Consider the following 21,587-nt stretch of genomic DNA (forward strand, 5'->3'; position numbering starts at 1 on the left):
GTGGGACGGGGTGTGGTGGGCTCGGCGTTGTGTATAAGCGACTGGTAGCGCGGGGCAACGCCCCGCTGAAGCGTTCCCTGCATTCCCGATAGAGCCCCGCCGGGCGTTGCCCGGCGCTACAAGAGTCACGCCCCCCGCCGCCCTGTAGAGCGGGGCAACGCCCCGCTGGCGCGTTCCCGGCAAGGTTCCAGCCGGTGCGTGGCCAACATCGCACGGCGTTGCCGCGGCACATGCCCGCCTCCGGCCGCCCCCTCTCGTTTGTGCCCGACGATGGGCTTGGGCCATCATCGTCCGCAATCATCGCCGGGAAGGGAGTTCCATGGGTATGGATGCATCGCGTCGCCGGTTTCTGGGATGGAGCAGTGGCATGCTGGCGGGATTGTCCTTGCCCCCGGCCATCGCGGGAACCCACGCCGCATCCGCCATCGCAGTGCCTCCCGCCACCGGCAGCACCGCGCTGTATGCCCGTGCCCTGGTCCTGGATGCCAACGCGCTGGCCTCGGTCGGCGCGCTGCTGCACGACGACGACCTGGCCCTGCACCTGCGCCAGATCAGGGAATCGGGAATCAGCGCGATCAAGACCACGCTCGGCGGCGCGGCCGGCTCGTTCGAGGAAACCGTCGCCGACATCGCCCGCGCGCAGCAGCTGATCGACTCCCATCCCGGGCTGTTCCTGAAGGTCGTCGACCACGGCGACATGGCCCGCGCCAAGCGCGAGGGCAAGGTCGCGCTGATCTTCTCGTTCGAAGCCACGACCATGCTGGAGGACAAGGTCGAACGCATCGACCTGTTCCGCGGACTCGGCGTGCGGGTCATGCAGCTTTCCTACAATCGCGCCTCCGCGTTCGGCGGCGGCAGCCTGGACGATGCGTCGATGGGCCTGAGCGCACTCGGGCGCGAGGCCATCGCCCGGATGAACGCACTGGGCGTGGCACTGGATCTGAGCCATTCCAATGCGCGCACCACCCAGGAAGGCATCGAAGCCAGCCGCACGCCGCCGCTCATCACCCATGCCGGCTGCAGCGCGGTCTTCGAGCATCCGCGCAACAAGGGCGATGCGGAACTGCGGGCGCTGGCCGACAAGGGCGGCGTGGTCGGCATCTACATGCTGCCCTTCCTCACCGAGGACAACCGCCAGCCGCTGCTGGCCGACTACATCGCCCACCTCGAACATGCGCTGCGCGTATGCGGCGAAGACCATGTCGGCATCGGCACGGACGCGCTGTTCTTCCCGGTCGACGAGAAGGACATCCGGGAAATGGACCTGCAGATGCGCGAGCGCCAGCGTAGCGGCACCGGCGCGCCGGGCGAGAACCGCACGCCCTACCTGCCCGACGCCAATACCCCGCGCAGGCTCGCCCTGGTGGCCGACGCCCTGCTGCGCCGCGGCCATGCGCCGCGGGTGGTGGAGAAGGTGCTGGGCGCGAACTTCGCCCGCGCCTTCGGCGACATCTGGGGAAGCGGCTGAGGCCGCCCGGGCGCTACTCGAACGCGCCGACGCTGTCGTGGCTGAGGTTGTCGAAGCGGGTGTATTCGCCGAAGAACTTCAGCTTGCACGAGCCGGTCGGGCCACCACGGTGCTTGCCGATGATGATCTCGGCCAAGCCCTTGTCCGGCGAGTTTTCCTTGTTGTAGTACTCGTCGCGGTAGATGAACACGATCATGTCCGCGTCCTGCTCGATAGCGCCGGATTCGCGCAGGTCGGCCATCACCGGGCGCTTGTCGGTACGCGTTTCCAGCGAGCGGTTGAGCTGGGACAGCGCGATCACCGGCACGTTCAGCTCCTTGGCCAGGCCCTTGAGCGAACGGCTGATCTCGGAAATCTCGGTGGCGCGGTTCTCGCTGTTGCCCGGCACGCTCATCAGCTGCAGGTAGTCGATCACCACCAGGCCAAGGTCGTGCTCGCGCTTGAGCCTGCGGCACTTGGAGCGCAGCACTTCCGGCGACACGCCCGGGGTGTCGTCGATGAAGATCTTGGTTTCCTTCAGCATGCGGATGGCGCCGGTGACGCGGCTCCAGTCCTCGTCCTCGAGCTGGCCGGTACGCAGGCGCGTGGCGTTGATGCGGCCGTTGGAGGAGATCAGGCGCATCGCCAGCTGCGAGGCCGACATTTCCATGGAGAACACCGCCACGCCCTTCTTCGACTTGATCGCCGCGTACTCGGCGATGTTCAGCGCGAAGGTGGTCTTGCCCATCGCCGGGCGCGCGGCCAGGATGATCAGGTCGGTCGGCTGCAGGCCGGCGGTCATCGCGTCGAAATCGTTGTAGCCGGTCGGCAGTCCGGTGATGTTGCCGCCGTTCTCGAAGCGATTGCGCAGTTCCTCGAACGCATCCTTCAGCGCGCCGGGCATGGCGACGAAGTCGGTACGCCCGCGCGCGCCCTGCTCGGCGATGGCGAACACCGATTTCTCCGCCGTCGCCAGCAGTTCGGTGCTGTCGCGGCCCTCGGGCTGGAAACCGTCGTTGACGATGTCGGTACCGACCTGGATCAGCTGCCGCAGCACCGCCTTGTCGCGGACGATTTCCGCATAGGCGCCGATGTTGGCCGCCGACGGCGTGGTGCTGGCCAGTTCGATCAGATAGGCGCCGTCGCCGACCTGCTCCAGCTTGCCCTGCGACTCGAACCACTCGCCCAGGGTCACCGCGTCGAACGGGCGGTCGCGCTCGGACAGCTCGCGGATGGCGCGGTAGATCAGCTGGTGGTCGCGGCGGTAGAAGTCCTTCTCGGTCAGCGCCTCGTTGACCCGGTCGAAGGCCTCCGGCGCCAGCATCAGGCCGCCCAGCACCGCCTGTTCGGCCTCGACCGAATGCGGCGGCACGCGCAGGCTGTCGATGCGCTGTTCGCCGCGCTCTGCGCGGTCGTTGCGGTCGGAACGGAAGCTGGGACGGGCGGACATGGAAACCTGCTACTGCGGAAAAGCCAGGCGCCCATGGTAGGCGGACGCCGGCTCTCGGTGTGGGGATAGTTCTGTGGACAACCTGTCCGCAGCCGGTGAATGTGGCCGCAGGGCCCGCGGCGCAAGGGCCGGGGCCGGAGCCGGCGCGAAATGCCCGGCGCCGGCTGCGGCGCCGGTGGACGCGATTATCGCCCGACAGCAGCCTTCAGCGCTGCCGGTGCGTCCCGACCCAGTCCAGGAAGCGGTCGACATAACCCTGCAGGAAGCGGCGGGTACCGTCGTTGGCCACGCTGCCGTCGGCCTCGATCAGCCCTTCCTTGTACTGCAGGAAGGCCTCGGGCTGGGCCATCACCGACAGGTTCACGAACACCAGCACGTTGCGCAGGTGCTGCTGGGCCATCGCCGTGCCGGCCGCGCCGGGCGAGGTGCCGATCACCGCGGCAGGCTTGCCGTCGAAGGCGCCATCGCCATAGGGGCGCGAGGCGGTGTCGATGGCGTTCTTGAGCACGCCGGGGATGGACCGGTTGTATTCGGCGGTGACGAACAGCACCGCGTCGGCCTGGCGGATCTCGTTCTTCAGGCGCGTGCCCTGCGCCGGGAAGTCGCTGTCGCGGTCCTGGTTGTAGAGCGGGATGTCGTCGATGCGCAGGTAGTCGAACCGCGCGCGCTCGCCGGCCAGCTTCTCCAGGGCCAGCGCCAGCCGGCGGTTGTGCGACTCCTTGCGCAGACTGCCGACGAACACGGCGATGCGATACGGTTCCATGGCGACCTCGCTGGGGATGGGTCCGGCTACGCTAGCCGGGCGCGCCTTCGCGGCCGGTGAAGGCCATGCGCCGTCAGCCGGCGTGGACCTGCGCCCGCTGCGCCTGCCAGTGCGCCTGCCAGGCCTGGAACATCAGCACGTTCCACAGGTGGGTGTGCCACTTGCGCTCGCCCCGGCCGAAGCGCTGCCACAGCGCCGAGACCGCGGCCTCCTCAAACACGCCGTCCTGGCGCAGCCGCCGCGGATCGAGCAGGTCGCCGGCCCAGTCCCGCAGGTCGCCGCGCAGCCACTGCGTCACCGGCGCGCCGAAGCCGCGCTTGCCGCGGAACACCATCGCATCGGGCAGGTAGCGCCGCAGCACCTGCTTGGGCAGGTACTTGCTGGTGCCCTCGCGCAGCTTCAGGTCCAGCGGCAGCGACCAGGCGAACTCGGCCACGTTCCAGTCCAGCAGCGGCGCGCGCGCCTCCAGGCTGGCCGCCATGCTGGTGCGGTCGACCTTGCACAGCAGGTCGTCGGCCAGGTAGGTGGTGAAGTCGGCCAGCATCATCGCGTCGGCCGGGCTGCCCTGCCCCTGCAGCGGGTCGGGCTGGCTGTAGAAGGTGGCCGGCTCGCGTGCGCCGCGTATCGCCGCGGCCGGGTCGCGCCAGCGCGAGATGCGGTTGCGGTAGACATCGCCGATGCCGCTGGCGCCGGTCTCGGCCAGCAGCGCGGCCAGGCCGCCGGCACGCGAAGCCTCGCCCTGGGCGCGGGCATGACGACCCAGCCAGCGCCGCAGCGGCGCCGGCACGCGCTGCAGCGCGCGCCAGTTGCGCAACGCGCGCTGGTAACGGGTATAGCCGAAGAACAGTTCATCGCCGCCATCACCGGACAGGGCCACGGTGACGCCGCCCCGCGCCAGCCGCGCGACCAGCGCGGTGGGGACCTGCGAAGCATCGGCGAAGGGTTCATCGAACATCGCCGGCAACTGCGGTACCACCGCCAAGGCGTCGGCGCCGCTGACGTACAGTTCGGTGTGGTCGCAGCCCAGATGGTGGGCCACCTCTTTCGCCAGCGGCGCCTCATCGTGGTCCGAGTCCTCGAAGCCGATGCTGAAGCTGTGCACCGGCTGCGCGCTCTGCGCCTGCATCATCGAGGCGACGATGGCCGAATCGGTGCCGCCGGACAGGAATACGCCCACCGGCACGTCGGCCACCATGCGCAGCGCCACGGCGTGGCGCAGCTGCCGGTCCAGCGCATCGGTGGCCTCGGCCTCGCTGCCGGCGAACGGCGCGGCCAGGCAGGCGGCCATGCGCTCGCGCGCGTCCCAGTACGCCACCTGCGCCTGCCCGGGGTGGTGCGCGGCCGCACCAGCTGCCACCTGTGCCGCGTCCAGGTGCAGCACGCGGCCCGGCATCAGCTTGAAGGCGCCCTCGTGGATGCAGTGCGGCGCCGGAATGTAGTCCAGCCGCAGCAGCAGGGCCAGCGCGTCGCGGTCGATGCCGTTGTCGAACGCAGGATGGCGCCACAGCGCCTTCAGCTCGGAGCCGAACACCAGCGTATCGCCGGCCCAGCCGTAATACAGCGGCTTCTTGCCGACGCGGTCGCGGGCCAGCGACAGGCGCTGTTCGCGGCGGTCCCACAGGGCGATGGCGAACATGCCGTTGCAGCGCCGCAGCGCCGCCTCCAGCCCCCACTGCACGACCGCCGCCAGCAGCACCTCGGTATCGGAATGGCCACGGAAGCCATGGCCGAGCGATTCCAGCTCGGCGCGCAGTTCGGCGAAGTTGTAGATCTCGCCGTTGTAGGCCAGCCAGTAGCGGCCGTCGCTGGAGGCCATGGGCTGGTGGCCCAGCGGCGACAGGTCCAGGATGCTCAGCCGCCGGTGCGCCAGCGCCACGCCGGCGGCAGCATCCACCCACACACCGCGGTCATCCGGGCCGCGATGGGCCAGCGCATCGCCCATCGCGCCGGCCAGCGCCACCAGTTCCGCTTCCTGCAACCGCGCCTGCGATTGCAGGATTCCCGCCAGTCCACACATACCGATCGTTATCCACGCGCCAGCTCGGCTGCGGCGCTCACCACGTCATTGTCGCCCGGAAGCACCAGCAATGCGGCACCGGCCAGCGGCGTGTAGGTGTCCGCGCCGGTCACCCGGCGCAGCGGCACCGCGCCGAAGCCGGCCTCGGCCAGCGCGGTGATCACGCCCTCGCCCACGCCGGCGCTGTGCCGGCCCTCGTCGAGCACGATGATGCGCCTTGCGCCGCGGGCCTGCTCGGCGATATAAGCCGCGTTGAGCGGTACCAGCCAGCGCAGGTCCACCAGCCGCACCTTCCAGCCCTGCGCCGCCTCGATGACCCTGGCCGCGCGCAGGCCCATCGGCACGCCGTTGCCGTAGGTGAAGATCACCAGGTCGTCGTTGCCTTCGCCATAGACGCGGCCCTGGCCCAGCTCCAGCGCCTGCTCCGGCGCCGGGTACGGGAACAGCCACTGGCCGTCGCCGGCCTCGTGCAGGTCCTTGGTCATGTACAGCGCGATCGGCTCCAGGAACACGCATACGCGCCCGTCCACCTTCGACAGCGCCGCCAGCGTGCGCAGCATCATCGCCGCGTCGTCGCCGCGCGACGGGCAGCCGACCACCAGCCCGGGGATGTCGCGGATGGCGGCGATCGAGTTGTCGTTGTGGAAATGGCCGCCGAAGCCCTTCTGGTAGCCCAGCCCGGCGATGCGGATCAGCATCGGGTTGCGGTACTGGTCGTTGGAGAAGAACTGCAGCGAGCAGGCCTCGCCGCGCACCTGGTCGATGGCGTTGTGCAGGTAGGCCAGGTACTGGATCTCCGGGATCGGCAGCATGCCCATGTTGGCGAAGCCCTGGGCCATGCCCAGGATCATGGTCTCGTCCAGCAGGGTGTTGAACACGCGGCGCGGGCCGAACGCCTTGTGCAGGCCCTTGGTCACCGTATAGACGCCGCCCTTCTGCGCCACGTCCTCGCCGAACAGCAGGGTGTCCGGGTATTTGCAGAACAGCTCGTGCAGGCCCTGGTTGATCTGGATCGCCAGGTGCCGCGGCGGCAGGTTCTCCGGCAGCGCCGCCTCGCTGCCGAACACGTCCAGGCGGCGTTGCCCGTAGTCGGCACGGGTCGCCTCGGCGTGCACCTTGTCCGGGGTGTACGGCGCCAGCGGCGCCATCACGTCCTTCAAAGCCGTCAGGCGCGGACGCTTGTCCGCGTCCTCGGCGGCTTCGAAGCAGCGCGCGCGGGTGCTCTCGTACAGGGCCAGCACCTCCCCGGCGCTCATCAGCCCGGACTCGACCGCGATCTGCGCCGACCTCAACAGCGGGTCGCCCGCCTCCACCGCGCACAGTTCCTCCAGCGCGCGCCACTCGATCTCGAAGTCGGTGCCGGCGTGGCCCATGATGCGGGTGGTGCGCAGGTGCAGGAAGGTCGGGCGGCGCGTGCGGCGGCAGTGCTCGACCGCGCGCTCCACGTCGGCGTAGCCGGCGGCCAGGTCCAGGCCGTCGGCGAAGAAGTAGTCCAGGTCCGGGCGGTTGCGGAAGCTCTCGGCGATCCAGCCGCCGGGCGTCTTCACCGAGATGCCGATGCCGTTGTCCTCGCACACGTACAGCACCGGCGCCGGCAGCTTCTGGTAGGCCGTCCACGAGGCGGCGTTGAACGCGGTCTGCGCGGTGGCATGGTTGGCCGAGGCGTCGCCGAAGGAGCAGATGGCGATGCTGTCCTCGGGCACCGGCAGGGACAGGCCGAGCCGCTTGCCGGCCTCGATGGCGATCGCCGTGCCCAGGGCCTTGGGCAGGTGCGAGGCGATGGTCGAGGTCTGCGGCAGCACCCACAACGGCTTGCTGCCCCACACCTTGTGGCGGCCGCCGCTGGCCGGGTCTTCCGCGCTGGCGGCGAAGCTCAGCGCCGAATCCATTATCGGGTCCATTCCCGGCAGCTTGCGGAAGCGCTCGGCCATGAAGCCGCCGGAGCGGTAGTGCAGGAACGCCGGATCGGTATGGCGGGCGGCGCGCGCCACCATCGCATTGCCCTCGTGCCCGGACGAGCCGATGGTGTAGAAGACCTTGTTCTGCACGCGCAGCACGCGCGCCATCAGGTCCAGGTGACGGCTGACCAGCTGCGATTCAAACAGTTCGCGGAATCCCTGCGCGTCCAGCCCGCTGCCCGGGAGCACCGGGGCCGCCTCCTGCGGCGCGCCGGCCGGCCCCTGCCCCAGCCCCTTCACGAATTCGATGAAATTGGTATCGCAGATCTCGGCGCGGTTCAGGCCCTTCATGCGGGCCGGGATGGGGTTGGGTACACGGGCGAACATCAGGCGGGACTCCACGGTGCAGGCAGGTTGGGAAAAAACGGATCAGGGTGACGCGGCGAAGTTGCGCAGCACCTCTGGTGGCGGATCGGGCATGGCCACGAAGCCGGGCCGGGCGCGCAGCGCCTGCAGCCAGCGGCCGATGGCCGGATAGGAAGACAGTTCGATGCCGCCATCGGCGGCGACCGCGGTATAGGCGTACAGCGCGATGTCGGCAATGCCGTAGCCCGGCCCGGTGAACCAGTCGTGCGTGGACAGGTGGCGCTCCATCACCGCCAGCGCCGCGTGTCCGCGCTCGCGCAGCCGCGGCAGCTCCTGTCGCCGCGGCGAATCCGGCGGCGTCCAGCCGCTGATGAAACGCGCCACCGCGATGTACGGCTCATGGCTGTACTGCTCGAAGAACATCCACGACAGCGCCTGCGCGCGCTGCCAGCCGTCGGCCGGCAGGAACGGCGTGCCCTCGGCCAGCCAGAACAGGATCGCGTTGGATTCGGCGAGCACGCGCCCGTCGTCGCGTTCGACCAGCGGCACCTTGCCGTTCGGGTTGAGCGCGAGGAAGGCCGGCGTGCGGGTCTGGCCGCTGGCGCTGTCCACCTCGATCCAGCGGTAACGCGTGCCCAGCTGCTCCAGCAACAAACGGACCTTGTGGCAGTTGCCCGAAGTGGACATGCCATACACCGTCAACGCAGCACCTGGATTGCTCAACGACACGCTTCCCCACGCCGCCGGAGGGCGCGCGATCCGACCATATGACCGGAACCGGGGGCATTTGGTAAAGCTGCGACCGCAGCAAAAGAAGCACGGAAAGGCGCCATCCGGCGCGCTGGCGAGGGCGCCGGCCCACATCGACCATCACGACGGATGCGCAAGCGGCTCCACGCTTCGATGGATGCGCCTGAAACGATGCCTCAGCGTCGGGCCATCCACGCCTGCCGCGACTGTCCCCATACCTCGACGTCGACCTCATGCGGCGGCGGCAGGCGCGTCGTGCGCAGCACCTGCGAACCGAGCTTGCGCGCGACCGCCTGCGAGTTGACGTTGCCCGGCGCGATGGTGTGGATCACCTCATCCCAGCCCAGCGCATCGAAGGCCCAGTCGATGGCCGCGCGCGCGGCTTCGGGCGCATAGCCGCGTCCCCAACTTGCCGACGCGATGCTCCAGCCGACCTCCGGCCCCGGCCAGCCATGCGGCTGCCATGGCCCGACCCGGCCCACCCAGCGCCCACTGTCCTTCTCGATCACCGAGAACATCGAGTACCCCAGCAGCTGCCAGCTGCCGGTCAACGTGGCCAGGCTGCGCCAGGCCACCGACGGTGCCTGCACGCCCCCCAGGTGCTCCATCGCCAGTGGATCGGCGCAGAACGCGGCGAAGGCATCGAAATCCTCCGCCGACGTCGGCCGCAGCAGCAGCCGTTCGGTCTCCACCCGCAGGTCGAAAATGCTCATCGCGCATCCACTCCGTGTTCCGACCCATGGATCGCCGGAGCCAGGACGGCCACTCCCCGGCATCCGCATCCGGCCCCTGCCGGCATATCAGGCACGCATGCGCCCGCTGATGGCGCCATAAGCCAGGCGCACGGTCTCGAAGCCATGCTTGTGTTCCAGGCGGCGGACGATGAAATGCCCGCGCGCCATGTCCTGGTAGTAACCGGTGAACATGGTGTTCAAGGTGGCGCCGGCCACCGCGCCGATCACCGGCACGGCCTGGGCCGCGAACTTCTCCGACACCACCACGCCGAAGCGGGCGGCAACCTTCTCCACGATCCGCGCCAGCCACTTGCCGGCCTCTTTCGGCCCCAGGCCCAGCACCAGACCATGGCTGCCGCTGAGCGTGGTGCCGGCCAGTTCCGCCGACAGATGCCGCATCAGCTCGGTGGTGAAGCCGCGTGCCAGGTAGTAGCCGGTCTCGCTGGCGTCGTCGCCGCTCGAATTGCCGCCCAGCGCGAACACCTCCAGGCAGGCCTGGCGGGTAGCGAAATCGTCCAGGTCGAAACCTTCGCTGCGGGCGATGTCGGCCACCGCGCGCATGATGATGGTCGTGGACAGCGGCAGTTCGATCGCCAGCGCCGGCAACCCGCCGGCGCCGCCCAGTGCCCCGGAGGCGGCGGCGGCCAGCCTGTGCAGGCGCGGCGAGGCCGGCTTGCCGGGCTGCTTCCGGTCCATGCTCCACAACGCGGCCTGCGCGGCCTTGTAGAGCGCGGCCTCGGTCGCGCCCTGGATGCGCCTGGAGATGCCGGCGGGCAGCCTGCGCACGGCGAACTCCAGCGGCGAGCCGACCAGGTTGGCCATGCGCGCGCTGAGCGTCGGCGCTTCCAGCAGCGCCACCGCGCGCCGCAGGTCGGCCATGTCCTGCGGGCAATCGGCCAGCGTCGGCGCCAGCTCTCCCATCGCGCTCAGGCCGGTTCCGGCACGCCCGGCAACCCGGCCAGCGCGCCCATGTACTGGCGGTAGTGGCGCAGCTCGGCGATCGAGTCGTGCACATCGCTCAACGCGGTGTGGCTGGAGTTCTTGCCCACGCCGGAAGCGATCGCCGGCGCCCAGCGCCGGGCCAGTTCCTTGACCGTGGACACGTCCAGGTTGCGGTAATGGAAATAGCGCTCCAGGCGCGGCATCTGCCGGTGCAGGAAGCGGCGGTCCTGGCAGATGGAGTTGCCGCACATCGGCGAGGCGCCGGCCTTGATCCAGTCCTGCAGGAAGGCGATGGTCCGCGCTTCGGCCTGGCCCAGGCTGATGTCGCTTTCGACCACGCGCTGCCACAGGCCGGACCGGCGGTGCTGGTTGCGGTTCCACTCGTCCATCGCCTCCAGCGCCGCCAGCGGATGGGCGATGGCGAACTCGGGGCCTTCGGCCAGCACGTTGAGCTGGGCATCAGTGACCACGGTGGCGATCTCGATGATCGAATCGTTGTCCGTGTCCAGCCCGGTCATTTCCAGATCGATCCAGATCAACCGGTCGTTGCCTGTGCTGTTGTCCGTCATGTAGCGCCTCTTGCAGGGGCCGGCGGCAACGTCGCCGGCGGGATATCGGGCCTTCATGATACGCCGCGCGTGGTCAGCCGCCGTCGTCGGGCAGCAGCGGCCGGCCGCGCTTGGCGCGGAAGTAGTTGGTCAGGCGCAGGCCCGCTTCGCGCGCCAGCACGCCGCCGGCGACCTGGACGCGATGGTTGTGGCGCGCATCGCCCAGCAGGTCGAACACGCTGCCGCAGGCGCCGGTCTTGGGATCGGTGGCCGCGTACACCACGCGCGCCACCCGCGCGTGCACCAGCGCCATCGCGCACATCGCGCACGGCTCCAGCGTGACGTACAGCGTGCAGCCGACCAGCCGGTGGTTGCCGAGCCGCGCCCCGGCCTCGCGCATCGCCACGATCTCGGCATGCGCGCTGGGATCGTGGCGGGCGATGTTGAGGTTCCAGCCCTCGCCCAGCGCCTGGCCGTCGGCCCCGACCAGCACCGCGCCCACCGGAATCTCGTCGAACTCGCGCTGCGCGCGCTCGGCCAGCGCCAGCGCATGGCGCATCCAGCGCACATCGGTTTCCGGGTCGTGCCCGGCCGCGGCCGCGTTCATCGCGCGCCTGCCGATGCGGACGGCGCGCCGGCATGGCGCAGGTGCACCAGCGGATACGGCCGCCCCTGCCCGTCGAGCGGCGAACGCCCGGTCTCGACGAAGCCCAGCCGCGCATAGAACGCCATTGCCTGCGCGTTCTGCGCGTTGACGTCGGTGCCCAGGCGCGGATGCCCGCGCAATGCCTGCTGCACCAGCAGGCGCCCCAGCCCGCGGCCGTGATGCGCCGGGTCGACGAACAGCGCCTCCATGTGGCCGTCCACGACCAGCATGAAGGCCATCGGCACGTCGTCGGCGTCCACCGCCAGCAGCAGCGGCGCATGGGGCAGGAAACCGCAGACTTCGGCATCGATGGCCTGGCGGTCGGCGGCGGCGAGGAAGTGGTGGGTGGCATCGACGGCGCAGCGCCAGATATCGATGATGCGGGCGCCGTCTTGCGGGCGCGATGGACGCAGTGTCGGCATGGCTCGGAGTCCGGAAGAGTCCCGGGAACGCACCCGGCGCGGCAGGCGCCCGGGCCGCCAGGATGGCGGGCAGAGTGGGATTCGAACCCACGGAAGGTTTGACCCTTCGCCGGTTTTCAAGACCGGTGCCTTAAACCGCTCGGCCATCTGCCCGTGACTGTCGCACCGATGCCTGCGCACCGGCCAGGGGCGCGCATTCTCGCACGCCGCCGCCGATCCTGCTCAACCGGCCTCGATCGCCAGCGCGCCCATGGTGGAGGCGCGGATCTTCTCCTTGGCACGCTCGCAGGCGCCGCCGCAATCCAGGCGCGAAGCCTCCAGCTCCGCCGGCAGGTGCTCGGCCAGGAAGTCGATGAACACCCGCACCGCCGGCAGCAGGCCGCGGCGCGAGGCGAACACCGCATGGCAGATGCCCTGCGGCAGCGACCAGTCCGGCAGCACCACTTCCAGCTCGCCGTTGCGCACCGCTTCGGCGCAGACCGTTTCCGGCAGCATGGTGATGCCGAAGCCGTCCTTGACCATGCTCTGCAGCAGCGGGAAATCGAACCCGGCCACGCGCGGCTGCAGGTCCACGCGGCTGACCACGCCGCCCGGGCCGTGCAGTTCCCAGCGCTGCCGCGCCTCGTCCTCGCTGATGCTCAGAGTGACATGCTGGGCCAGGTCGTCCGGCGTCTTCGGGCGGCCGGCACGGTCCAGGTATTTCGGACTGGCCACCAGCAGTTCCTGCACCTGGCCGAAGCTGCGCATCACCAGGCTGCCGTCGTCGTCCAGCCGCGACCGCACCCGCAGCGCCACGTCGTAGCCCTCGTTGATGATGTCCACGCGGCGGTTGCTGATGTTCAGCTGCAGGCGCACCTTCGGGTACTGCTCGAGGAACTTCGGCAGCAGCTTGGGCAACTGCATCTGCGCCAGCGACACCGGTACGCTGGCGCGCACCAGACCACGCGGCTCGGCGCTGAGGCGGTCCACCACCTCGCGCGCGGCCTGCGCCTCGGCCAGCATGGTCTGCGCATGGCGGTGCACGCTCATGCCCACGTCGGTCACCGCGAAGCGACGGGTCGAACGCTGCAGCAGGCGCACGCCCAGGTCGGTTTCCAGCTGGCTGATGCGCCGGCTCAGGCGCGATTTGGGGATGCCCAGCGCGCGCTCGGCGGCGGCGAAGCCGCCATGGTCCACCACCATCGCGAAGTAGTAGAGGTCGTTGAGGTCCTGCATGGATTGATCCCACAACTGGAACGAATCGGTAAATTCAACCACCTTTGTCCTGATTTTACAAATCAGGCCGCGATCGGTCCGATATGCCGCGCACCGTCCGCGACAGTGCTTCGTCCGGATGGCTCCAGCGGGGCGTTGCCCCGCTCTACAGGACGGCAAGGGCGGGCCTGCAAACGAAAGGCCCGCATCGCTGCGGGCCTTTCAGACAGACGAAGATGACGGCCAGCCTCAGCCGATCCGCTCCACCCCGCCCATGTATGCGCGCAGCGCCTCGGGCACGGTGATCGAGCCATCGGCGTTCTGGTAGTTCTCCATCACCGCGATCATCGCCCGGCCCACCGCCACGCCCGAACCATTGAGCGTATGCGCCAGTTCCGGCTTGCCGGTGGCGGGATTACGCCAGCGCGCCTGCATGCGCCGGGCCTGGAAGTCGCCGCAGTTCGAGCACGAGGAAATCTCGCGGTAGGTCTGCTGCGAGGGCAGCCACACTTCCAGGTCGTAGGTCTTGATCGCCGAGAAGCCCATGTCGCCGGTGCACAGCAGCATGCGCCGGTACGGCAGGCCCAGTTTCTGCAGCACGGTCTCGGCGCAGGCGGTCATGCGCTGGTGCTCGGCGTCGCTTTCCTCCGGGCGGCACACCGACACCAGTTCCACCTTCTCGAACTGGTGCTGGCGGATCATGCCGCGCACGTCGCGGCCGCCGCTGCCGGCTTCGGAACGGAAGCACATCGAGTGGGCGGTCATGCGCAGCGGCAGGCGCTCGGCCTCGACGATCTCGTCGCGGACGATGTTGGTCAGCGGCACTTCCGAGGTCGGGATCAGGTAGCGCGTGGCATCGCCCAGCGCGGTCCTGAACAGGTCTTCCTCGAACTTGGGCAGCTGGCCGGTGCCGCGCAGCGAATCGGCGTTGACCAGCACCGGCACGTTGGTTTCCTCGTAGCCGTGCGCGTTGACGTGCAGGTCCAGCATGAACTGGCCCAGCGCGCGGTGCAGGCGGGCGATGGGCCCGCGCAGCACGGTGAAGCGCGCGCCGGACAACTTGGCCGCGGTCTCGCCGTCCAGCCAGCCGTTGCGGGCACCGAGCTCGACGTGGTCGAGCACCGCGAAATCGAACGTGCGCGGCGTGCCCCAGCGCGACTGCTCGACGTTGTCGCTCTCGTCCCGGCCCCGCGGCACGTCGTCGGCCGGCAGGTTGGGAATACCCTGCGACAGCGTCTCGATCTGCGCGCGCAGTTCGTCCAGCTGCACTTCCGAGGCCTTCAGTTCGTCGGCGAAGCCGGCCACCTCGGCCATGATCGCCGACACATCCTCGCCCTTGGCCTTGGCCTGGCCGATCGCCTTGGAACGGCTGTTGCGCAGGCTCTGCAGCTCCTGCGTACGCACCTGGATGCGCTTGCGGTCGGCTTCCAGGGACTCGATCGCGGCCACGTCGAGTTCGTAGCCGCGCGTATCGCGCAGGCGTTGCGCCAGTTCGGCGGGCTGCTGTCGGAGAAGGGCGGGATCGAGCATGGGGCGGCACTGTAAACGGATACGGAACGCGATTATCGCCCGAACCGCGCCGCTCTGCCGCGCGCAGGTACCGTCCTGTGCCAGAATCCGGACGTTCCTTCCGGTCAAGCTCCCCGCCTGCGCTGCCCATGCCCGCTTCCCGCTCCGACCAGAACATCACCTTCCAGTTGCCGCGCAACGCTCTGAAGATCGCCGGCATCGCCTTCTGCGCCGGCCTGCTGCTGTTCGTGGCGGTGTGGTTGAACGCGCGCCGGCACAACGATTTCTACCGGGCCGACCCGGCGCAGCCGCAGGTCCAGGCCGACGAGGCCATGCCCCTGCCCGAACCGCTGCCCGCCGGCAGCGGCGCCAGCGACATGCCCGATGCGCGCCCGGAGGCGCCGGTCGAGGAAGCGCCGCAGGTGGTGGAGACCGCACCTGCGCCGCAACCCCTGCCCGAAACGCCGGTGGCCGCCGCACCCGCCACGCCCACCGCGCCCGCCCCCGTCGCAGCGGCGGGCGACCGCCCGGTGCCGCTGCCGGGGCAAAGCCCGCCTCCGGCCTACCCGCCGGCCGCGCTGCGGCGTGGCGAGAGCGGCACGGTGGTGGTGCGCGTGGACGTCGATGCCAGCGGCATGCCGCTGGACGCGAAGATCGTCCAGCGCAGCGGTTCGCGCGACCTGGACCGCGCGGCGCTGGATGCGGTGCGCGGCTGGCGTTTCCAGCCGGCACAGAGCAACGGCCAGCCGATGGTCGGCAGCCTGGAAATCCCCTTCGATTTCCAGCCGGCCCAGTAAGCTGAACGCAGCGTGCGCCATACGCTGAACTGCCGCGGACCCGCGGGCGGCGCATTGACGTCGCGCTGACACCCGGGCCGCGGCTGACGGGCCAGACTCCAGGCGTCACTGGACGCATAAGGAGCCTGACGATGAGTGCCACTCACGCCCATGAACTCAATGCCGCCGCGCAGAGCGGACAACCCAGCAGCCATTCCACTTCGCCCGTGCTGTGGATGGCCCTGCTGCTGGCGATCCTGGTCGGCGTACTTACCCTGATGTGGCGGCACGCCGAGCGGGCCCCCGCGGTTCCTGCCAGCGCGGAAACCACGCCGGTCGTCGCGGCGCCGACGATGGATGCGCCGGCAGCCATGCGTACTCCCGCCACCGCATCGCATGGCCCGCGCAAGCCGGCGGCCGTGGTCGGCGACCGCCAGGCGCGCCCGCTGGCCGGCAACCCCTCCCCCGCCTACCCGCCGGCCGCACTGCGCGCCGGGGTCGAGGGCAGCGTCGTGGCCAGCCTGCAGGTCGATGCGCAGGGCAAGGTCACCGACGCCAGCATCGTGTCGCACGACGGCGAACGCAGCCGCGACCTGGACCGCGCGGTGTTGGACACGCTGGGTAGCTGGAGGTTCGAGCCGGCACTGCGCAACGGCCGCGCCGTGGCCACCGTGGTGCGCGTCCCGGTGGATTTCCGCACCGGGCGCTGAGCGCGTCGCGATTGAACGAAACGAACGGACCGGCAGCGCCACGCTGCCGGTCCGTTGCATTTTTTTCCCCTGCCGTCAGGCGACCGTCAGCGCGAAACCCGCACCGCGCGCCAGCTGATCGTAGCCGGGGAAGGACGTCGCCACGTTGGCGACATCGTTGATCCGCACCTGCCCCTGGCTCAGCTGGCCGGCGATGGAGAACGCCATGGCGATGCGGTGGTCGCCATGGCTTTCGATGGTGCCGCTGCCGAGCACGCCCGGATGGATGGTGGCGCCGTCCTCGGTCTCGTCGATGCGCAGGCCCAGCGTGCGCAGGCCGGCAGCCATCGCCGCAAGGCGGTCGGATTCCTTCACCCGCAGCTCGGCCGCGCCGCGCACCACGGTCGGGCCTTCGGCCGCCGCGGCGGCGATGAACAGCGCGGGGAACTCGTCGATCATGTCCGGCACCACCTCCACCGGAATCTCCGCGCCCTTGAGCGGCGCATGGCGCACGACCAGGTCGGCCACCGGCTCGCCACCGTGTTCGGCCGGGTTCTCTTCCGTGATGTCCGCCCCCATCAGCCGCAGCGCGGCCAGCAGACCGGTGCGGCGCGGGTTCAGGCCCACCGAGCGCAGGCGCACCTGCGAGCCCGGGATGATGCTGGCGGCGACGATGAAGAACGCGGCCGAGGAGAAATCCGCCGGCACCGCGATGTCGGCGGCATGCAGGCGCTGGCCGCCGCGCAGGCGCGCCCGGCCCGGCTCGAAATCGATCTCCACGCCGAAGGCGCGCAGCATGCGCTCGGTGTAGTCGCGGGTCGGGTGCGGCTCGACCACGGAAGTCTCGCCCTGCGCGTACAGGCCGGCCAGCAGCACCGCCGATTTCACCTGCGCGCTGGCCACCGGCAGTTCGTAATGGATGCCGTGCAGCGGCTGGCCGCCGTGGATGTGCAGCGGCGGCGTACCGTCGTCCTGCGTGTCGATGCGCGCGCCCATCTGCGCCAGCGGGCCGGTCACGCGGCGCATGGGGCGCTTGGTCAGCGACTCGTCGCCCACCAGGATCGTGTCGAACGGCTGCGCCGCGAGCAGGCCGGCGAGCAGGCGCATGCCGGTGCCGGCGTTGCCGCAATCGAGATCGCCGGTTGGCGCTTTCAGCCCATCCACGCCGACGCCATGCACGATGCGCCGCGACGGCGACGGGGTTTCGAAGCGCACGCCCATGCGCGCGAAGATCGCGGCGGTGGCGCGGGTATCTTCGCCCTCGAGGAAACCATCGATGCGCGATACGCCATCGGCCAGCGCGGCGAACATCACCGCCCGGTGCGACACCGACTTGTCGCCGGGAATATCGAGCGTGCCCTGCAGGGGCTGGCCTTTGCTTGCGATCCAGTGGGGCTGGGAGGTCATGCCGGGTCTCTCTGGTGAATCCCTTCTCCCGCCGGGAGAGGGTGCCCCAAGGGGCGGATGAGGATGCGACGGGGCTCAGCGTCGAGGTGTTGCGCCCCGGCCCCTGCGCTGGCGCAAGGGCGTTGGTAGAGCAGCGAACCGGTGGCCCGCCAACCGCCCCTCTGGCCGAGGGGCTTCAAATCACGGCACGGCGACCGGATAGGAACCGAGCACCTTGATCTGCGCCGAGTGCGCCTTGAGCTCGGCCAGCGCGGCCTGCATCGATGCGTCCTCGATGTGGCCGGCCAGGTCGATGAAGAAACCGTATTCCCACTTGGCCTGGTGCGAGGGCCGCGACTCGATGCGGTTCATGCTGATGCCATGGCGCGCGAACGGGCTGAGCACGTCGAACAGCGCGCCGGGCTTGTCGTGGATGAAGACCAGCACCGAGGTGCGGTCGTGGCCCGAAGACGGGAAGAACTGGCGGCCGATCACCAGGAAGCGCGTGGTGTTGTCCGCATCGTTCTGGATCGGCTTGGTCACCACTTTCTTCAGGCCGTAGACATGGCCGGCACTCTCGCCACCGATGGCCGCCGCGTCGTCGGCGTTGCGCGCGCGGCGCGCGCCTTCGGCATTGCTGGATACCGGCACCTTCTCCGCCTTGGGCAGGTTGGCGCGCAGCCATGCCGAGGTCTGCATGAACGACTGCGGGTGCGCATAGACGCGCTCGATGTCCTCCAGCCGGCCGCTGCGCGACATCAGGAACTGCTGCACGCGCAGTTCCACTTCGCCGCAGATCTTGAGGTTGGAGGTCAGGAACATGTCCAGGGTGATCTGGATCGTGCCCTGCCCCGAGTTCTCCACCGGCACCACGCCGAAATCAGCGTTGCCGGCCTCCACTTCCTGGAATACTTCCTCGATGCTGGCCAGCGGCAGGCCCAGCGCCGAGCGGCCGAAATGCTTGAGCACGGCCTGTTGGCTGAAGGTGCCTTCCGGGCCGAGATAGCCGATCTTCAGCGGCTCCTGCTGCGCCAGGCAGGCCGACATGATCTCGCGGAACACGTGCACCAGCAGTTCGTCCGAGAGCGGGCCCTCGTTGCGGTCGACCACCATGCGCAGCACCTGCGCCTCGCGCTCGGGGCGGTAATAGTCGACGGCGGCGGCGAGCTTGCCCTTGGCCTTGCCGACCTGGTGGGCGAACTGCGCACGCTCGGCGATCAGCGACTGGATGCTGCGGTCGATCTGGTCGATCTTGGCGCGCACGTCGGCCAGTACCGGCTTGGCCACGGCGATGCCCGTTTCCTTGGCAGCGGCCTTCTTCGCGGGCGCCGGCTTCGCCTTGCTGGTGGTCTTGGGTGGCTTGGATGCCATGGTTCTCGTCTGCCTGTTGCGTGCCGGCGCGATGCGCGCGGCGGGATGTGCGGATCAGCCGTTGCGCTGCTGGAAGTCGTGCATGAACGCCGCCAGCGCCTGCGCGCCTTCCAGCGGCATGGCGTTGTACAGCGAGGCGCGGATGCCGCCGACCGCCTTGTGGCCCTTGAGCGCGATCAGCCCCGCGGCCTTGGCATCAGCGACGAAGCGTGCGTCCAGTTCGGCGCTGGGCAGGAAGAACGGGATGTTCATCCGCGAACGCACCCCCGGCGCCACTTCGTTGCGGTAGAAGCCACCGGAACCGTCGATGGCCGCATAGACCAGCGAGGCCTTGGCCGCGTTGCGGCGGGCGAACTCGGCGGTGCCGCCCTGCGCCAGCATCCACTGCACGGTCAGGCCGAGCAGGTACCAGTTCCAGGTCGGCGGGGTGTTGAGCATGGAATCGCGCGCGGCGTGCGAGCGGTAATCGAAGATGTCCGCACGCGGCTGGCCGGCGCGTTCGAGCAGGTCGCGGCGGACGATGACCACCGCGATGCCGACCGGACCGAGGTTCTTCTGCGCGCCGGCGTAGATGACGCCATAACGCGAAACGTCGATCGGCTCGGAAGCGATGGAAGAACTGAAATCGGCCACCAGCGGCACCGCGCCCACGTCCGGCACCTCTCGGAACTCGACGCCGTGGATGGTCTCGTTGGCGGTGATGTGCACGTAGGCCGCATCATCGGAAAGCTGCCACTGCGCGCGCGCGGGAATGTCGCGGAAGCCGCCGGCCTCGCCGTCGGCGGCGATGTTCACCTCCACGTAGGGCTGCGCCTGCTTGACCGCCGTCTTGCCCCAGTGGCCGCTGACCACGTAGTCCACGCGCTGCCCGGGCGCGGCGAGGTTCAACGGCAGCAGGGCCTGCTGCGTGGTCGCGCCACCGGCCAGGAACAGCACCGCGTAGTCATCGGGAATGCCGACCAGGGTACGCAGGTCGGCTTCAGCCTGCGCCGCCACCGCCATGAAATCAGCGCTGCGGTGGCTGATCTCGACGATGGACGCGCCCACGCCGTTCCATTCCAACATCTCCGCCTGCGCCTGGCGCAGGACCGATTCCGGCAGGGTCGCGGGGCCGGCACTGAAGTTGAACGCGCGCGTCATGTCACACCTGTCCAAGGGGAACCCCAAGTATGCCGCAGCGCAACAGGCTTTGGGGGCACAGGAAAAGTTGCATCTGCAGCCAATCCGCACGGGGTGCCACCGGGTGCCCGGAAGGCGGTTCCACCGGGAGGCGGAAGGAAGGTCAGCGGGCGCCGAACAGCAACAGCGCGCTGATCGCACCGCCCAGCAGCAGCGCGCTGAGCAGCAGCCACGGCCAGCGCCGCGCGCGCGTCGGCCGGAGTTCGTCCGCGCCCGGCTCCTGCTCCGCGCCGGAAGCGTCGGCCGTGGCGGAGAACGCGGCCGAATGGGCATCCAGCGGCACTTCGAGCACGAAGCGCTGGTTGCCTTCGAACACCACCTGGTCGCCGCCCTGCAGCCAGCAGTGCCGGACCGCGACGCCGTTGACCCGGCATCCTTCCGGCGAACCGAGGTCGCGCAGCAATACCCGGTCGCCGTGGCGCTCGAACCGCGCCTGCCGTTCGGGGAAAACCGGATCGTCGATCACCACGTCCGCCGCGCCGTCGCGGCCGATGGTGCGGGGGCGGTCGAGCGGGTAACAGCGCCCATGGTGGCGGCCGCCGACGCCGCGCAGCAGCACGCGCAGGTCCTCGCCGTCATCGCCGGTTGCCGCCGGCGGCTGCGCGACGGGGTCGCACTCCCCGCGCAGCAGCATCTCCACGCCATCGGCGTAGACCGAGTCGCCGGCGCGCAGCAATGCCATGCGCCGCACCGGGCGGCCGTTGACATGGATGCCGCGGCTGCCGCTGGCCACCTGCAGCCAGACCCCGCGTTCGTCGGTGCAGAAGCGCGCCAGCAGCAACGGGCCGACGCTGTCGTCGCCCAGCCGGACCTGCCCGCTGGCATCGCGGACGATGCGCTGCACCCCCGGCGCTAGGGGCTGATCGGGCTGCTGGCGATTGCTGAAATGGACTTGCAGAGTGCGCACCGGCGGCAGCCTAGCAGGTTGGCAGGACATGCAGAAGGTGGTCGCGGGACTTGGACTGCGCGGCGCGTGTCCGCACAATGCCGCACCCTTGTTCCACGCCAGCCCGCCAGGAGCTTCCCATGTCCACCATCGACATCCGCCACGCCCACAACCTGTCCGACGAAAGCGCCCGCGAAGCCATCGCCGAGGTCGCCCGCAAGCTGCAGGAGCGCTTCGACGTCAACGCCCGTTGGGAAGGCACCAATCTGCATTTCGCCCGTTCCGGCGTCGATGGCGTGATCGAGATGCTGCCCGGCGCGGTGCGGGTGAAGGCCGAACTCGGCTTCCTGCTGTCGGCGATGAAGGGCATGGTCGAATCGGAAATCCAGCGGGTGCTGGCCGAAAAACTGGGCTGAACGAAGCCGCGCGGATGCCGGGCGCCATCACGCCGCGCAGGCATCGCCGCCGCTACGGTATTCCCTGTCGCCCGCACAGAGGAACGCCGCCATGAATACCCACGAACACCACGATGCCGGCCGCGACCCCGGCGCGGGCCCCCCCGGGCGCCGCGCCCGCCCCCGGCGCCCCCGCCCCCGCGCCGCGCCGCCGGGGTG

At 69.8% G+C, this 21,587-nt stretch carries 20 protein-coding genes and 1 tRNA gene; 4 read left to right on the plus strand and 17 right to left on the minus strand.

The features are described from left to right. Positions 1-430 precede the first annotated feature (430 nt). Positions 431-1,468 carry a membrane dipeptidase gene (locus QMX80_RS12335; RefSeq protein ID WP_282277342.1) on the plus strand — a complete coding sequence of 346 codons (1,038 nt, stop codon included), beginning with the start codon at positions 431-433 and terminating at the stop codon, positions 1,466-1,468. A gap of 13 nt (positions 1,469-1,481) precedes the next feature. On the opposite strand, the gene QMX80_RS12340 is transcribed toward QMX80_RS12335, so the two are convergent. From QMX80_RS12340 to serS, 13 genes are all read right to left on the minus strand, one after another. Further along, the gene (locus tag QMX80_RS12340) at positions 1,482-2,897 is read right to left on the minus strand and encodes a replicative DNA helicase (protein ID WP_273081827.1); all 1,416 of its coding nucleotides are present in this window, start codon (positions 2,895-2,897) and stop codon (positions 1,482-1,484) included. Positions 2,898-3,102: 205 nt separating this feature from the next. Then, positions 3,103-3,660: an NADPH-dependent FMN reductase gene (locus tag QMX80_RS12345; RefSeq protein WP_055764982.1), complete on the minus strand. Its 558-nt coding sequence runs from the start codon at positions 3,658-3,660 to the stop codon at positions 3,103-3,105. A 73-nt stretch (positions 3,661-3,733) separates the two neighbouring features. Further along, positions 3,734-5,677 (minus strand): asparagine synthase (glutamine-hydrolyzing), encoded by a 1,944-nt coding sequence (gene asnB / locus QMX80_RS12350; RefSeq protein ID WP_282277344.1) that lies wholly within the window; start codon positions 5,675-5,677, stop codon positions 3,734-3,736. 8 nt (positions 5,678-5,685) lie between these two features. Further along, positions 5,686-7,962 (minus strand): thiamine pyrophosphate-dependent enzyme, encoded by a 2,277-nt coding sequence (locus tag QMX80_RS12355; protein ID WP_282277346.1) that lies wholly within the window; start codon positions 7,960-7,962, stop codon positions 5,686-5,688. A gap of 42 nt (positions 7,963-8,004) precedes the next feature. Next, a complete protein-coding gene (locus QMX80_RS12360) occupies positions 8,005-8,664 on the minus strand; it encodes a glutathione S-transferase family protein (protein WP_282277347.1) in 660 nt (219 codons plus the stop codon). Between the two features lie 203 nt (positions 8,665-8,867). Then, the gene (locus QMX80_RS12365; RefSeq protein WP_282277349.1) at positions 8,868-9,404 is read right to left on the minus strand and encodes a GNAT family N-acetyltransferase; all 537 of its coding nucleotides are present in this window, start codon (positions 9,402-9,404) and stop codon (positions 8,868-8,870) included. A gap of 87 nt (positions 9,405-9,491) precedes the next feature. Beyond that, positions 9,492-10,346, minus strand: a complete 855-nt coding sequence (locus QMX80_RS12370) for an EcsC family protein (RefSeq protein ID WP_273081836.1) — start codon at positions 10,344-10,346, stop codon at positions 9,492-9,494. Between the two features lie 5 nt (positions 10,347-10,351). Next, on the minus strand, positions 10,352-10,936 hold the full coding sequence (orn, locus tag QMX80_RS12375) for an oligoribonuclease (RefSeq protein WP_282277350.1): 585 nt from the start codon (positions 10,934-10,936) through the stop codon (positions 10,352-10,354). Positions 10,937-11,009: 73 nt separating this feature from the next. Continuing rightward, positions 11,010-11,522: a tRNA adenosine(34) deaminase TadA gene (gene tadA / locus QMX80_RS12380; protein ID WP_282277351.1), complete on the minus strand. Its 513-nt coding sequence runs from the start codon at positions 11,520-11,522 to the stop codon at positions 11,010-11,012. Continuing rightward, positions 11,519-11,983 carry an acetyltransferase gene (locus QMX80_RS12385; protein ID WP_282277354.1) on the minus strand — a complete coding sequence of 155 codons (465 nt, stop codon included), beginning with the start codon at positions 11,981-11,983 and terminating at the stop codon, positions 11,519-11,521. The genes tadA and QMX80_RS12385 overlap by 4 nt, the downstream gene beginning before the upstream one ends. Before the next feature lie 63 nt (positions 11,984-12,046). Then, positions 12,047-12,136, minus strand: a tRNA-Ser gene (locus QMX80_RS12390). A 69-nt stretch (positions 12,137-12,205) separates the two neighbouring features. Next, positions 12,206-13,213, minus strand: a complete 1,008-nt coding sequence (locus QMX80_RS12395; RefSeq protein ID WP_152984213.1) for a LysR family transcriptional regulator — start codon at positions 13,211-13,213, stop codon at positions 12,206-12,208. A 213-nt stretch (positions 13,214-13,426) separates the two neighbouring features. Then, positions 13,427-14,707, minus strand: coding sequence for a serine--tRNA ligase (serS, locus tag QMX80_RS12400; RefSeq protein WP_282277355.1), 1,281 nt, complete (start codon positions 14,705-14,707; stop codon positions 13,427-13,429). A 128-nt stretch (positions 14,708-14,835) separates the two neighbouring features. Between serS and QMX80_RS12405 the strand changes: the two genes are divergently transcribed. Further along, complete coding sequence (locus QMX80_RS12405; RefSeq protein ID WP_282277356.1) at positions 14,836-15,483, plus strand: energy transducer TonB; 648 nt, start codon at positions 14,836-14,838, stop codon at positions 15,481-15,483. A 131-nt stretch (positions 15,484-15,614) separates the two neighbouring features. Further along, positions 15,615-16,172 carry a TonB family protein gene (locus QMX80_RS12410; protein ID WP_282277357.1) on the plus strand — a complete coding sequence of 186 codons (558 nt, stop codon included), beginning with the start codon at positions 15,615-15,617 and terminating at the stop codon, positions 16,170-16,172. Between the two features lie 75 nt (positions 16,173-16,247). On the opposite strand, the gene aroA is transcribed toward QMX80_RS12410, so the two are convergent. From aroA to QMX80_RS12430, 4 genes are all read right to left on the minus strand, one after another. After that, a complete protein-coding gene (aroA, locus tag QMX80_RS12415; protein WP_282277358.1) occupies positions 16,248-17,558 on the minus strand; it encodes a 3-phosphoshikimate 1-carboxyvinyltransferase in 1,311 nt (436 codons plus the stop codon). A gap of 180 nt (positions 17,559-17,738) precedes the next feature. Beyond that, the gene (gene pheA / locus QMX80_RS12420; protein WP_273081849.1) at positions 17,739-18,908 is read right to left on the minus strand and encodes a prephenate dehydratase; all 1,170 of its coding nucleotides are present in this window, start codon (positions 18,906-18,908) and stop codon (positions 17,739-17,741) included. 54 nt (positions 18,909-18,962) lie between these two features. Next, positions 18,963-20,048 (minus strand): phosphoserine transaminase, encoded by a 1,086-nt coding sequence (gene serC / locus QMX80_RS12425; RefSeq protein WP_282277359.1) that lies wholly within the window; start codon positions 20,046-20,048, stop codon positions 18,963-18,965. Positions 20,049-20,190: 142 nt separating this feature from the next. Continuing rightward, on the minus strand, positions 20,191-20,994 hold the full coding sequence (locus QMX80_RS12430; protein ID WP_282277360.1) for an FHA domain-containing protein: 804 nt from the start codon (positions 20,992-20,994) through the stop codon (positions 20,191-20,193). A 119-nt stretch (positions 20,995-21,113) separates the two neighbouring features. Between QMX80_RS12430 and QMX80_RS12435 the strand changes: the two genes are divergently transcribed. Beyond that, positions 21,114-21,389, plus strand: a complete 276-nt coding sequence (locus QMX80_RS12435; RefSeq protein ID WP_282277361.1) for a polyhydroxyalkanoic acid system family protein — start codon at positions 21,114-21,116, stop codon at positions 21,387-21,389. Positions 21,390-21,587: the final 198 nt, after the last annotated feature.

Origin of the sequence: Stenotrophomonas sp. PS02297 (assembly GCF_029959705.1) — a bacterium.
Classification (GTDB): Bacteria; Pseudomonadota; Gammaproteobacteria; order Xanthomonadales; family Xanthomonadaceae; genus Stenotrophomonas; species Stenotrophomonas nitritireducens.

What these genes read in the sequence shown, in the direction of transcription:
- serS (WP_282277355.1), bottom strand. Translation starts at nt 14,707, where the DNA reads ATGCTCGATCCCGCCCTTCTCCGACAGCAGCCCGCCGAACTGGCGCAA.
- asnB (WP_282277344.1), bottom strand. Translation starts at nt 5,677, where the DNA reads ATGTGTGGACTGGCGGGAATCCTGCAATCGCAGGCGCGGTTGCAGGAA.
- QMX80_RS12385 (WP_282277354.1), bottom strand. Translation starts at nt 11,983, where the DNA reads ATGCCGACACTGCGTCCATCGCGCCCGCAAGACGGCGCCCGCATCATC.
- QMX80_RS12345 (WP_055764982.1), bottom strand. Translation starts at nt 3,660, where the DNA reads ATGGAACCGTATCGCATCGCCGTGTTCGTCGGCAGTCTGCGCAAGGAG.
- aroA (WP_282277358.1), bottom strand. Translation starts at nt 17,558, where the DNA reads ATGACCTCCCAGCCCCACTGGATCGCAAGCAAAGGCCAGCCCCTGCAG.
- serC (WP_282277359.1), bottom strand. Translation starts at nt 20,048, where the DNA reads ATGACGCGCGCGTTCAACTTCAGTGCCGGCCCCGCGACCCTGCCGGAA.
- QMX80_RS12340 (WP_273081827.1), bottom strand. Translation starts at nt 2,897, where the DNA reads ATGTCCGCCCGTCCCAGCTTCCGTTCCGACCGCAACGACCGCGCAGAG.
- QMX80_RS12370 (WP_273081836.1), bottom strand. Translation starts at nt 10,346, where the DNA reads ATGGGAGAGCTGGCGCCGACGCTGGCCGATTGCCCGCAGGACATGGCC.
- QMX80_RS12365 (WP_282277349.1), bottom strand. Translation starts at nt 9,404, where the DNA reads ATGAGCATTTTCGACCTGCGGGTGGAGACCGAACGGCTGCTGCTGCGG.
- tadA (WP_282277351.1), bottom strand. Translation starts at nt 11,522, where the DNA reads ATGAACGCGGCCGCGGCCGGGCACGACCCGGAAACCGATGTGCGCTGG.
- QMX80_RS12410 (WP_282277357.1), top strand. Translation starts at nt 15,615, where the DNA reads ATGAGTGCCACTCACGCCCATGAACTCAATGCCGCCGCGCAGAGCGGA.
- pheA (WP_273081849.1), bottom strand. Translation starts at nt 18,908, where the DNA reads ATGGCATCCAAGCCACCCAAGACCACCAGCAAGGCGAAGCCGGCGCCC.
- orn (WP_282277350.1), bottom strand. Translation starts at nt 10,936, where the DNA reads ATGACGGACAACAGCACAGGCAACGACCGGTTGATCTGGATCGATCTG.
- QMX80_RS12405 (WP_282277356.1), top strand. Translation starts at nt 14,836, where the DNA reads ATGCCCGCTTCCCGCTCCGACCAGAACATCACCTTCCAGTTGCCGCGC.
- QMX80_RS12435 (WP_282277361.1), top strand. Translation starts at nt 21,114, where the DNA reads ATGTCCACCATCGACATCCGCCACGCCCACAACCTGTCCGACGAAAGC.
- QMX80_RS12355 (WP_282277346.1), bottom strand. Translation starts at nt 7,962, where the DNA reads ATGTTCGCCCGTGTACCCAACCCCATCCCGGCCCGCATGAAGGGCCTG.